This window comes from Acidovorax temperans (assembly GCF_006716905.1).
Lineage (GTDB): Bacteria > Pseudomonadota > Gammaproteobacteria > Burkholderiales > Burkholderiaceae_C > Acidovorax > Acidovorax temperans.
In genome coordinates, this window is the sequence record NZ_VFPV01000003.1 from 577801 (window position 1) to 590595 (window position 12795).

General features: G+C 65.0%; 8 protein-coding genes and 1 pseudogene. 6 read left to right on the forward strand and 3 right to left on the reverse strand.

Annotation, left to right across the window (positions count from 1 at the left end):
• Nucleotides 1-40: 40 nt before the first annotated feature.
• Both BDD18_RS17600 and BDD18_RS22985 read right to left on the reverse strand, forming a co-directional pair.
• Nucleotides 41-1777 (reverse strand): putative bifunctional diguanylate cyclase/phosphodiesterase, encoded by a 1737-nt coding sequence (locus BDD18_RS17600; protein ID WP_420837338.1) that lies wholly within the window; start codon nucleotides 1775-1777, stop codon nucleotides 41-43.
• Nucleotides 1757-2536 (reverse strand): annotated as a pseudogene (locus BDD18_RS22985) (PAS domain-containing protein); the annotation flags it as partial. The pseudogene BDD18_RS22985 and the gene BDD18_RS17600, both read right to left, overlap by 21 nt.
• 275 nt (nucleotides 2537-2811) lie before the next feature.
• Between BDD18_RS22985 and mutS the strand changes: the two are divergent.
• From mutS to BDD18_RS17615, 3 genes are read left to right on the forward strand one after another with little or no spacing between them, the layout of a single operon-like run.
• Complete coding sequence (mutS, locus tag BDD18_RS17605) at nucleotides 2812-5433, forward strand: DNA mismatch repair protein MutS (RefSeq protein ID WP_142084759.1); 2622 nt, start codon at nucleotides 2812-2814, stop codon at nucleotides 5431-5433.
• Between the two features lie 58 nt (nucleotides 5434-5491).
• A complete protein-coding gene (locus BDD18_RS22575; protein WP_244939129.1) occupies nucleotides 5492-8527 on the forward strand; it encodes a class I SAM-dependent DNA methyltransferase in 3036 nt (1011 codons plus the stop codon).
• Between the two features lies 1 nt (nucleotide 8528).
• Nucleotides 8529-8792, forward strand: a complete 264-nt coding sequence (locus BDD18_RS17615; RefSeq protein ID WP_142084763.1) for a hypothetical protein — start codon at nucleotides 8529-8531, stop codon at nucleotides 8790-8792.
• 18 nt (nucleotides 8793-8810) lie between these two features.
• Here BDD18_RS17615 and BDD18_RS17620 read toward each other — a convergent pair whose 3' ends face one another.
• Nucleotides 8811-10019, reverse strand: coding sequence for an alpha/beta hydrolase family protein (locus BDD18_RS17620; RefSeq protein WP_244939130.1), 1209 nt, complete (start codon nucleotides 10017-10019; stop codon nucleotides 8811-8813).
• Nucleotides 10020-10495: 476 nt separating this feature from the next.
• On the opposite strand from BDD18_RS17620, the gene BDD18_RS17625 reads away from it, so the two are divergent.
• The 3 genes from BDD18_RS17625 (at nucleotide 10496) to BDD18_RS22580 (ending at nucleotide 12793) form a co-directional block, all read left to right on the forward strand.
• Nucleotides 10496-11323 (forward strand): proteasome-type protease, encoded by an 828-nt coding sequence (locus BDD18_RS17625; RefSeq protein WP_066689983.1) that lies wholly within the window; start codon nucleotides 10496-10498, stop codon nucleotides 11321-11323.
• A gap of 38 nt (nucleotides 11324-11361) precedes the next feature.
• Nucleotides 11362-12201 carry an alpha/beta fold hydrolase gene (locus tag BDD18_RS17630; protein ID WP_142084765.1) on the forward strand — a complete coding sequence of 280 codons (840 nt, stop codon included), beginning with the start codon at nucleotides 11362-11364 and terminating at the stop codon, nucleotides 12199-12201.
• A gap of 376 nt (nucleotides 12202-12577) precedes the next feature.
• Nucleotides 12578-12793: a hypothetical protein gene (locus tag BDD18_RS22580; protein ID WP_244939131.1), complete on the forward strand. Its 216-nt coding sequence runs from the start codon at nucleotides 12578-12580 to the stop codon at nucleotides 12791-12793.
• The last annotated feature ends 2 nt before the right edge of the window (nucleotides 12794-12795 follow it).

A 12795-nucleotide genomic window follows, 5' to 3' on the forward strand; every position in this document is an offset into this window, starting at 1 on the left:
TGTGTTGCCTCCCCTTGCCTCCGTACCCGCGCGCTGCGTCTCAAAGCGCGGGGTAGATATGAGCGTCCATTTCGTGCACGGGCACCGGGCGCCCAAACAAGTATCCCTGGAACCCATCACACCCGTGCAAACGCAAAAACCCTAGCTGCCCGGCTGTTTCCACGCCCTCCGCCACCACCTGCAAGTCCAGGCTCTTGGCCAGCGCAAGAATGGTTCTGACGATGGCCGCATCGTTGGGATCGCTCAGCACATCTCTCACAAAACTCTGGTCGATCTTGACCTGATCCAGCGGCAGCCTCTTGAGGTAGCTCAGACTGGAATAGCCGGTGCCGAAGTCATCCAGCGCAAAGCCCACGCCCTGTTTCTTGAGTAGTTCCATGCGCTGCACGGCGTCTTCAATATCCCCCAGCAGCATGCTCTCGGTCAGTTCGAGCTTGAGCTTGTGGGGCCGCGCCTGGCATTCGCGCAGGGTGTCGAGCACCTGCGCCACAAAGCCTGGCTGGCGAAACTGGCGGGCACTCACATTCACCGACAGGGTGAGGTGGGCCGTGGCTTCGTGCTGAGCCCACAGATGGAGCTGGGTGCAGGCACTGCGCAGCACGGCTTGCCCCAGGGGCAGGATCAAACCGGTCTGCTCTGCCAGGGGTATGAACTCTGCCGGGCTGATCATGCCCCTTTGCGGGTGGCGCCAGCGGGCCAGGGCCTCGGCACCGACGAGCTTGCCTTGATGGTCCACCACCGGCTGGTAATGCACCAGCAACTCGCTGCGCGCCAGGCCCTGGCGCAGGTCAGCCTCCAGGTTCGAGCGGGCATTCACCGCCGCCTGCATTTCCGGGTCAAAGAAGCGCTGGGTGTTGCGGCCCGCAGCCTTGGCCTGGTACATCGCCAGGTCGGCCCGCTTGAGCAATTCGTCCACCGAGAGGCGATGTTCCCCAAACAAGGTGATGCCAATGCTGGGCGTGCTGTAGTGCCGCGCCCCGCCCAGCTCAAACGGCTGGTTCAGATTGGCCAGCAGCTTGTCTGCCACAGCTTCTGCCTGCGAGGCAGCCTCATGCAGATGGCTGCTGAGGTTTTCAAGCATCACGACAAACTCATCGCCCCCAAAACGGGCAACGGTATCGGTCTCGCGCACGCAGGCCACCAGCCGCGCGGCCACCTGGGACAGCAGCTGATCGCCCATGTCGTGGCCCAGGGTGTCGTTCAGGTCCTTGAAGTTGTCCAGGTCAATGAACAACAGCGCGCCCTGGGCCTTGGTGCGCTGCCCCGCCACGATGGCGCGCTGCAGGCGGTCTAGCAACAAACGTCGGTTGGGCAAACCCGTGAGCGCGTCATAAAAGGCCAGCCGCTTGATCTCTTGCTCGGCCTGCTTACGGTCAGTGATGTCCATGGTGAACCCATGCGACAGCACGGTGCCGTCCGGCTCCCTGTGGGGCACGGCGCTGGTCATGTGCCAGCGCACGCTGCCGTCAGGCCCCACCACACGGTATTCGCAGCGCCACGGCAGCATGCGCCGCGCTGACACCACCGCAGAGCGGCGCAGGTGCGGGGCGTCCTCGGGCAGCACGTGCTTGAGCAGCAAGTCATGGTCTTGAGCGACTTCGTGGGGCGTCACGCCCAGGAACTGGGTCACCGCGTCACTGATGTACTGCACACGGGCAGTGGTGCCGTCCGAATGCAGGCGGTATTGGTAAATGAAACCGGGGATGCGACTGGCGATGCGCTGGATGAACAGCAGCTGTTCACGCAACTGCTCTGCCGCACGGTGCTCCTCGGTCACATCCTGCACCACGCCCATGTACACCACCATGCCATCGCGCGAGCGCGAGTGCCGTACGCGCGAACGCATCCAGCGCACCTCGCCATCGGGACGGCGCCAGCGGTATTCCACATCCGAGCCATCACCCCGTCGGCAGGCCTGGTCAAACACCGGCCGGTCTTCGGCCGGAATGCCACTGACTGCACGCTCGTTGCTCAGCCATTCCTGCCGCTCAAAACCCGCGATGTCACACAGACCAGGCGACCACAGCAGCACCGTTTCGCCCGGGTCTTCGATGCGGCGCCAATGGCCGGTCTGTGCCAGGCTTTCCATGGTGTTGAACACCTCGGTCTGCTCCTGCAGATCACGGCGGGCATCGGCCAGGGCGCTCTCGGCCTGCGCCAGGGCCATGCGCAGGTTTTCTGCCTCAGACACATCGCGCACGCTCACCACGATGCAGTTATCTGCCACGCGCCTGGCAGACAGATCCCAGGCCAATAGCAGCCGTGTACCCTCACGCACTACCTGGCGGCAATCCAGCGGCACACCCAGGCGCGCCACTGCGCACAGTTGCTCCACCAGTGTGGTGTGCGCCAGCTGGTCAAACACCACCTGCGCCAGCACGCCTTCCTCGCGCACCAAGCCCAAGCCCGGCATGCGGCGCGCGGCTGCATTGGAGGCCCAGAGGTACAGGCCATCCTCTTCCAGGCGAAACTCCAGCAGCCCCACGGGCACGGCATCGAGCAACGCCTGCATGCGCCCATGTGCGAGGGGGCCCATCAGGGTGTCTCCCTCGGGATAGAGAAGATCTGTCAGCAGTTCGGAAGAAATCACGATCGCTCTGGAACCTCTGCAAAATTAGAAGAAAGGGTATCCCGCAACGGCGCAGCGTGGTGCGTCGCCAGCCACAGTATGTCAAAAGGTAACAGCAAAACGCTGCAAATCGTCAAAGATTTGTGAAACAACAGACGCCGCCTGGCCCTGCTACAGTCCACGCCTCTCGCCGCGGCACCCCGCTTGGCCCTGTTTTTCTTTCGTCTTTCCATTCGCACCGCATGTCCGACACCTTCGAGCACCATACGCCGATGATGCAGCAGTACCTTGGCCTGAAAGCCGCGTACCCGGACACGCTGCTCTTTTACCGCATGGGTGACTTTTACGAGGTGTTCTGGCAGGACGCCGAGAAAGCCGCGCGGCTGCTCGACATCACCCTGACCCAGCGCGGCCAGTCGGGTGGGCAGCCGGTGGTGATGGCGGGCGTGCCCTTCCATGCACTAGAGAACTACCTGGCGCGCCTCATCAAGATGGGGGAATCGGTGGCCATTGCCGAGCAGGTGGGCGAGGTGGGCGCCGCCAAAGGCCCGGTGGAGCGCAAGGTGGTGCGTGTGGTCACCCCCGGCACGCTGACGGACACCGAGCTGCTCTCCGACAAAACCGAATCCATGCTGCTGGCCGTGCACCAAGGCCCGCGCGCGCGCTGCGGCCTGGCGTGGCTGAGCGTGACACAGGGCCGCGTGCACCTGGCCGAATGCACCCAGGACGAGCTGGCCCACTGGCTGGGCCGCGTAGCCCCGAGCGAGGTGATCTACAGCGCGGGCGTGACCGAGCGCTTTGAGCAGCAGCTGCAGGTGCTGCGCCAGGGGGGCGCCTTCACCTGCCCGATGAGCCTGCGGCCCGACTGGCAATTTGACAGTGCTCTGGGCGAGCGCAAGCTGCTGGAGCACCTGGGCGCGGCCAGCCTGCAGGCCTGGGGCGCGCAGGGGCTGGGCGAGGCCCACGCCGCCGCCGCCGGGCTGCTGGCGTACGCCGAGCACACCCAGGGCCGCCAGCTCACGCACATCCACACCGTGCAGGTGCAGCGGGGCGACGACCTGATCGACCTGCCCGCCACCACGCGGCGCAACCTGGAGCTGGTCAAAACCCTGCGCGGCGATGACGCCCCCACCCTGTTCTCGCTGCTCGACACCTGCATGACAGGCATGGGCAGCCGCCTTCTCAAAACCTGGCTGCTGGAGCCCCAGCGCGACCGCACCGAAGCGCGCAGGCGCCTTTCGGCCACCACGGCACTGCGCGGCGCGGGGGGCGCGGGTGGCGGGTCTGGCCCCTGGGCGCAGTTGCGCAACGAACTCAAAGGCGTGAGCGATGTGGAGCGCATCACCGCCCGCATCGCCCTGCGGCAGGTGCGCCCCCGCGAACTGGTGGGCCTGGGCAAAACGCTACAAAAAGCAGAGCTGCTCGCGCTGAATGCACAAGCGCCAGAGCCCTATTTGGCTCAAATTTTCAGCCACCTGCAGCCGCCTGCAGGCTGCACCGATCTGCTGCGCCGCGCCATTGCCGAGGAGCCCGCCGCCCTGGTGCGCGACGGCGGCGTGATTGCCGAAGGCTTTGACACCGAGCTGGATGAGCTGCGCGCCATCCAGACCAACTGCGACAGCTTTTTGCTGGAGCTGGAAACCCGCGAGAAAGCACGCACCGGCATCCCCAACCTGCGGGTGCAGTTCAACAAGGTGCACGGCTTCTATATTGAAGTGACCAGCAGCCACCTGGCCAGCGTGCCCGACGACTACCGCCGCCGCCAGACGCTGAAGAACGCCGAGCGCTTCATCACGCCCGAGCTGAAAGCGTTTGAGGACAAAGCCCTGTCGGCCAACGAGCGGGCGCTGGCCCGCGAGAAATGGCTGTACGAGCAGATCCTGGACCAGCTGCAGCCCCATGTGCCCGCCCTCACGCAACTGGCACAGGCCCTGGCCACGCTCGATGTGCTGTGCACGCTGGCCGAGCGCTCGCTCACCCTCAACTGGTGCGCGCCCCAGTTTGCGCCCGAGCCCTGCATCGACATCGAAGGTGGCCGCCACCCGGTGGTGGAGGCGCGACTGGCCGAAACGTCCAACGCCAGCTTCATCGCCAACCACACGCGGCTCAATGCCAACACCCGCATGCAGATCATCACCGGCCCCAACATGGGCGGTAAATCGACCTACATGCGGCAGGTGGCGCTGATCACGCTGCTGGCCTGCATGGGCAGCCATGTGCCCGCCACCAGCTGCCGCATTGGCCCCATCGACGCCATCCACACCCGCATTGGCGCGGCAGACGACCTGGCCAACGCGCAGTCCACCTTCATGCTGGAGATGACCGAGGCCGCGCAGATATTGCACGCCGCCACGCCCCACAGCCTGGTGCTGATGGACGAGATTGGCCGCGGCACCAGCACCTTTGACGGCCTGGCCCTGGCCAGCGGCATTGCCACACACCTGCACGACAAGACCCGCGCCTTCACCCTGTTTGCCACGCACTACTTTGAGCTGACCGAGCTGCCCGCCAAGGCGCGGCATGCCGTCAACATGCATGTGAGCGCGGCCGAAGCGGGCAGCGACATCGTCTTCCTGCACGAAATCCAGCCCGGCCCGGCCAGCCGCAGCTACGGTATCCAGGTCGCCAAGCTGGCCGGCATGCCATCGCCCGTGCTGCACCACGCCCGCCACACCCTGGCGGCGCTGGAAGAGCGTGCGGGCGAGGACGATGTGCAGGTGGACCTGTTTGCCGCCCCACCCGAGCCCGACGGCCCCGGCACCAGCCCGGTGGAAGCCGCTCTGGCCGCCATCAACCCCGATGCGCTGAGCCCCCGCGAGGCGCTGGATGCGCTGTACCAGCTCAAGAAAATGGCGGGGGCTTGAGGCAACTTTGCAGCCTTCCCGTCCCACCTGCACCTCAGCGGACTCACCACCCTATTCCATGACCCCTCAAGACTTCATCGCCAAATGGGGCGCGCCCGGTGGCGTGCCCGGCCCGGCCTACGCACTCAATGAAGAGCAAGGCGCGCAAAGCCACTTTCTGGACCTGTGCGAACTGCTTGGTGTGCCCAAGCCCGGCAGTTCCGAGGGCTACCGGTTTGAAGAAAAGAGTACCGTCATCGGCGGCAAGACGGGTTATGCCGACGTTTTCATGCGTGGCGTGTTTGCGTGGGAGAACAAGGCTCCGGGCAAAAACCTCGACACCGCGCTCAAGCAGCTGCTCACCTACAGCCTGGCGCTCTCCAACCCGCCCATTCTGGTGGTGTCTGACCGGCTCACGATTCGCATCCACACCCAGTTCACCGGCCACCCCAGTGCCACGCACGAGGTGCGCATTGCCGAGATGGACCAGCCAGCCAACCTGGCCCTGCTGCGCCGCATATGGACCGCGCCCGAGAGCTTCAAACCCCAGCAAACCAACCGCGACATCACCGAGGCCGCCGCCCGCAGCTTTGCCGCCCTGGCAGAAGGTTTGCGCCAGCGCGGCGCCACGCCCGGTGAAAACACCGCCAGCCAGCAACAGCGCGCCAACCAGGTGGCGCACTTTCTCACGCAGTGCCTGTTCTGCTTCTTTGCGGAAGACGTGGGCCTACTGCCTGGTCGCATGTTCGAGCGTCTGGTGAACAACAAACAAGCCACGCCCGAGCGACTGACGCAGGGCCTCACGCAGCTCTTTGGCACCATGCAAAACGGTGGCCTGTATGGCGTGGACGATATTCCCTGGTTCAACGGCGGGCTGTTTCAGACCATTGCCGTGCCGCCCCTCTCCGCGCCCGACCTGACCGAGCTGCGCCGCGCCGCCGACCTGAACTGGAGCGCCATCGACGTCTCCATCTTCGGCACCCTGTTCGAGCGCGGGCTCGACCCCGCCAAACGCAGCCAACTGGGCGCGCACTACACCGACCCGGCCACCATCGAGCGCCTGATCGACCCTGTCATCCGCCGCCCATTGCTACAAAAATGGGAGCTTATAGCGCAGCAGATACAAGCGCTGGCGGCCAAAATCGCCAAAAAAGGTGACAGGCACTACCGCGCAGCCCACGCGCTGTTCATCACCTGGCTCGATGAGCTGAAAAACTACCGCGCCCTTGACCCGGCCTGCGGCAGCGGCAACTTTCTGTACCTCGCGCTCAAGTGCCTAAAGGATGTGGAACACCACAGCCACCTGCAGGCCGCCGAACTGGGCCTGGACCGCGAGGCCGACCTGGTGACCGGCCCGCACAACGTGCTGGGCATCGAGCTGAACGAATACGCCGCCGAACTGGCCCGCGTGACCGTGTGGATCGGCGAACTGCAATGGCGCCTGGCGCACGGCTACGAGTTCAAGACCAACCCCGTGCTCGACACCCTGGAGCACATTGAGTGCCGCGATGCGCTGCTGGCCGAGGGCGGCGGCGAGGCCGCGTGGCCTGCGGCGGATGTGGTGGTGGGGAATCCGCCGTTTTTGGGGGACAAGAAAATGCGCGCCGAACTGGGCGATGCCTACACCACCCAACTGCGCAGCACCTACGAGGGCCGCGTGCCCGGCGGCGCCGACCTGGTGTGCTATTGGTTTGACAAGGCCCGTGCACAGATAGCGGCTGGGGCTTTGCAGCGCGCCGGGCTGGTGGCCACCAACTCCATTCGGGGCGGTGCCAACCGCAAGGTGCTCGATGCCATCTGCGCACAAACGCGCATCTTCGACGCCTGGAGCGACGAGCCGTGGGTGAACGACGGTGCAGCGGTGCGAGTCTCGCTGGTGGCTTTTGGCTCCGCCGAACAGTCAGCATTGCTTGACGACACCCCCGTGTCGGTGATCTACAGCGACCTGCATGCCGCAGGCGAGCACGCCAACGACCTCTCCACCGCGCAACGCTTGCGCACCAATGCAGGCGTGAGTTTTCAAGGCCCGGTGTTGGTGGGCGATTTCGAGGTGGCAGCAGAGACAGCACGACAGTGGCTGCAAACGCCCAACCCACATGGACGCTCCAACGCTGATGTGGTTCGCCCTCTGACCAATGGCAAAGACATCACCGCACGCTCCCGCGGCATGTGGGTTGTCGATTTCAGCGCCATGCCGCAAGCGGATGCCAGTTTGTATGAAATGCCCTTTGAGCACGTTCAACAGCATGTCAAACCCATGCGCGATTCCAACCGCGATGAATCCAGGAAGCAGCGCTGGTGGCTGCATGGACGACTGGGCACCGAATGGCGTGGAGCAACAAAGAACGTACCTCGGTACATCGCCACTACCCGCGTTGCAAAGCACCGAACCTTTGTTTGGTTTCCAAGCATTTCGTGGATTTCAGATGCCGTGGTTGGGATCGCCCGCGCCGACGACACCACCTTCGGCATCCTGCACAGCCGCTTCCACGAACTCTGGTCGCTGCGCATGTGTACTTGGCTGGGCGTCGGCAACGACCCGCGCTACACCCCCACCACCTGCTTCGAAACCTTCCCCTTCCCCGCAGGCCTCACCCCGGCAGACACCGCGCACCAGCGCACCGAGGCGGTGGAAGGCGGCGCGCTGATTCCGGCCGACCTGCCCGACACCCTGTGTGCCGAAAACTTCAAGCCAAATCAGCCTCCAGCGCCCGTCCATCAAGCGCAAGCAGCTATCACACCAATAGCACCACGACCCGCCGCCATGGCCATTGCCCAGGCCGCCCAGCGCCTGAACACCCTGCGCCAGGCCTGGCTGAACCCGCCCGAGTGGACGCACACCGTGCCCGAGGTGGTGCCGCTGGGTCTGAGCACATCGCCCTACCCTGACCGCATCGTGCCCAAGCCGGGGTTCGAAAAAGAGCTGGCCAAACGCACGCTGACCAACCTCTATAACCTGCGGCCCGCCTGGCTGGCCGCTGCGCACGCGCAACTGGACGCCGCCGTGGCAGCGGCCTACGGCTGGGCCGACTACACGGCGAACATGCCCGATGATGAAATCCTGCGCCGCCTCCTGGCGCTGAACCTGCAACGCAGCACATCTGAAGGAGCCTGACGTGCACCCCATCCCTGCGACACCCGAGGAAGTGGGAGACGGCGAGGACCGGCTGGTGGATGTTCACAGCCCCGAGGTGCCGCACTCCATCCGCACCCGGGTGCTGGCCATGGCGCAGCCGGGCGACCAGCTGTGGCGCTGCCCGCGCCTGTCGGCACCCCGGGGGGCGCTGGGCCTTCTGGGTGTGGGCCCGCGGGATGTGGTGATCGAGTGGTGGCTGCTGGACGCGCAGGGTGAACTGATCGAGGCGTTCTGGGAGGTCTGATCAGAGCGGTGACTGGATTTACAAATCCTGTGCCACCGGCGCCAGCTGCCCCAGCATGAAGGTGATGAACGGCGGCACACAGGGCAGGTGCCCGGCCACCGGTTGTGCGCGGCATTCAGTCAGGCTGACCAAGTCGCCTGCGCCACGGTTATGCATGGCGCGCAACGTGCTGACCGAGCTGGCGTAGGGCACGGTGCGGTCATCGCGGCCGTGGTACAGGCGCACAGGTACGTTCGGTTTGTAGTCGTAGGCGCTGCTGACTTCTTCGAGATAGCGCACATCGTCGGCCAGAAAGCGGTCGATAAACCGGGTGTCGTAGACCACGTCCGCATCGTCCGGAATCAGCGCGCGCAGCAACAGCCGGCGCACCTCGCGCTGCACGCTGCCGCCCAGGTAGCGCAGGAAGCCCGGGTTGATGAGTGCGCCGATCACCGGCTGTTCTTGCCGCACCAGGTCCACCAGGCCATCCATGGTGGTCTGCACGTTGTAAGGCCCCGCGCCCGGCACCACCATGCGCAGCTGTTGCAGGTGGGGCGATGCGCTTGCTTGCAGCGCGCGGTGTGTGGCCATGGTGACGTAGCCGCCTTCGGAGTAGCCGGTCAGAAAGAGCTGCCCGTTGTCCGCCACGTTGGCCTGGCTGCGCCAGGTGCGGGTGGCGGTCAGAAAATCCACCGTGGCGGCTGCGGACGGCGCCGCCAGCAGGTAGGGGTGGGGCGTGCCCTTGGAAGCGCCAAAGCCCACGTAGTCGGGCGCCAGCACGATATAGCCCAGCGATGCGAGCACCACCGCCACCTCGGACGCCACCGCGTTGTTGCTGGGCGCCTCGGCATCGCGAAAGAGGGTGCCATGCTGGTAACTGAGCACCGGGCTTTTGGCACCCGCTGGCTTTTGCGGCACGCTGACCAGCCCCGAGGCGCGCACCTCTTTGCCGTCGGCATCGGTGGTGAGGTATTCGATCCGGTACGAGGTGACGCTGTAGCGCGGCACCACGTCCTGGGCCAGCGACTCCTTGGCGGCCAGCGCTGCAGCGATATCAGCGGCCGGCACGGTGCCGAGCAAGGCGGCGGATTCGAGCTGGCCGGAACGCGCCGGTGCGGGAGGTGGCTCTGGAGGGTTGCCGCCATCGCCGGGGTCTTGCGCGCTGCCCCCGCCACAAGCCGCCAGCAATGCCACCAAGGCCAGCGCGCAGGCGCGGCGGGTTCCAGACAAAATCAGTGGGTTCAACACGGCAAGGCCCCTCCAGGTGAAGCGGCGGATGATAGGAGCGACGGGCACACACTGCCTGGCACGTAAGCAATAGCCCTTTACCCCCGGGGCGGCAGTGGCCTTGGCTGTCGCCGGAACTTCGGGTGAACGCAAAAGGTTGGGACCTGCCAATTCTTTAGTAAAAATGCCTGATTAGCGACTTGCCTCAGACGCCTTCTCTTCCCCACCCGTTCGGGCTGAGCCTGTCGAAGCCTTGCACGCACGCAGCAATCCCTGGCTTCGACGGGCTCAGCCCGAACGGATGCCGGGGTATCTGAGGCAAGTAGCTAATCAGGTAAAAATGGCCTCCAGTGCTTGTCCACCAAGCGTTGGTTGCTATCAATACAGGACACCGGCTACGGCACACGCAATTACTGGCCCGCACTCTGCACACGGGTGCCTTCCCACGCCGGACTAAACTCGCGGGTTCCTCTCTTACAACGACCCCCACTTCTTCCATGACGTACTGCGTCGCCATCAAACTCAATGCCGGGCTGGTGTTCCTGTCCGACTCCCGCACCAATGCGGGCCTGGACCAGATCAGCTCCTTCCGCAAGATGATGATCTACGAGAAGACGGGCGACCGGTTCATGGTGCTGCTGTCGGCGGGCAACCTGAGCATCTCGCAGTCGGTGCGCGAGATTTTGCAGACCACGCAGATCAAGGACCGCGACGACGCTGAAGGCATCACCATCTGGAACGCCAAGAGCATGTTCGACGCGGCCCGCGTGCTGGGCGCCGCCGTGCGCCATGTGCACGACCGCGATGGCGCAGCCCTCAAGCGCTCGGGCGTGGACTTCAACGTATCGCTGGTGTTTGGCGGCCAGATCAGGGGCGAGGGCATGCGCCTGTTCCAGGTCTACTCCGCAGGCAACTTCATCGAAGCGACTTCAGAGACGCCCTACTTCCAGGTCGGCGAATCCAAGTACGGCAAGCCCGTGCTCGACCGCGTGCTGACGCCCGACACCCCGCTGGACGAGGCCGCCAAATGCGCGCTGGTGTCCATGGACAGCACGCTCAAGTCCAACCTGTCGGTGGGCCTGCCGCTGGACCTGGTGGTGTACGAAGCCGACCGCTTTGGCACCGACAAGGTGGTGTGCATTGACGAGAACAACCCTTACTTCCGCATGCTGCACGACAGCTGGGGCCAGAAGCTGCGCGAAGTGTTCGACAGCATTGAAGACCCGGCCTGGAACGGCGGCAGCACGCAGGCGCCCATCCTGACGACTAACCCGCGCAGCAAGCCGCTCAAGAAGATCACCACCCCCCAGGACAAGCTGATCTGACCGCCAGCCCCGGCTGACCTCACCAACCGCACCCCACCATGCCACGCCACGCCTCGCCTCACCTGCCCGTTGTCTTCTCGCACGCCAACAGCTTTCCGGCCGGCACCTACCGGCTGCTGTTCAAGTACCTGAAAGAACGCGGCATGGACGTGAGCGCCGTGGAACGCTTCGGCCACGAGCCCCAGTACCCGGTGACCAACAACTGGCCCCATCTGGTGCAGCAACTGGTGGACTTTGCGCAGGCCCAGGTGCAACGCATTGGCGACCCGGTGTATCTGGTGGGGCATTCGCTGGGCGGATTCTTGAGCGTCATGGCTGCCGCACGCCACCCCGAACTGGCACGGGGTGTGGTGCTGATTGACTCGCCCCTCATCGGCGGCTGGCGCGCCAATGCCCTGGGCGTGGCCAAGCGCACGCAGGTGGTGGGCTCGCTCTCGCCCGGCAAGGTCAGCAGCCGCCGCCGCGAAAGCTGGGCCAGCAACGAAGAAGCCCTGGAGCACTTTCGCAAGAAAAAGGCATTTGCCCGCTGGCACCCCCAGGTGCTGCAGGACTACATCGAACACGGTCTGCAAGACCACGCAGGCAAACGGGTGCTGGCTTTTGACCGGGCGGTGGAAACCGCCATCTACAACACCCTGCCCCACAACCTGGGGCGCTTGCTCAGCACCCACCCGCTGCAGTGCCCCGCCGCATTCATCGGCGGGCGCGACTCGGAAGAAATGCGCCAGGTGGGCATGGCCATGACGCAGCGCGTAACCCAGGGCCGCACCATGATGCTGGACGGCAGCCATCTCTTCCCCATGGAGCAGCCCCTAGCCACTGCGGCTGCCATCGAGGCCTCGCTGCTGAACCTGCAGGCCGTCACCCAGGGCCGCTGAGCGGCGAGCCCTTCCCCGTTTGGTGGGCGGAAGGCAACTGCGCCCCCGATGGTTACCCTCACCCGAGCCATCAAGCCTGTAGTGGGAGGCACCAGCACGCACGGAATTGTAAAAATTCATCATGCTTTGGGCCCGCGATACCCTACACAGGGTGCGCGTTACAAGGTGATACATCATGCCGCCGTTTGCCGCCCGTCTTTTTTCTTCTTGCGCTCGGTTGCTCGCCGGGCTGGGGGTTCAGGGCGAGCAACCCATGAAATTCCTGTGGAGCCACCCGCGAGCCCTGTGGGTGGCAGAGGCCACGCCTGCGTGCTGGCACACCGCTACGCCCTGAGGCCATCCGTCCCACTTTCCCTCGCTCAAACAGTCTCAGCACGTGCAGATCTCGTTTCTTCAGCTGATCAGCCACTGGCTCACAGGCCTGGGCCCGCGCGCGGCCTCTGTGCGCTGGTGCATGGGTATGGCTGCTGTCTGGATGCTGTGGATAGCGCACCTGAGCCCGGTGCAGGCGGCAGGGCCGCTGCTGCTGCGTGACGCTGACAACACAGTGGCCGCCTGGCCCGCCTGCGGCTTCTGGTCGATGAGCAACTGACG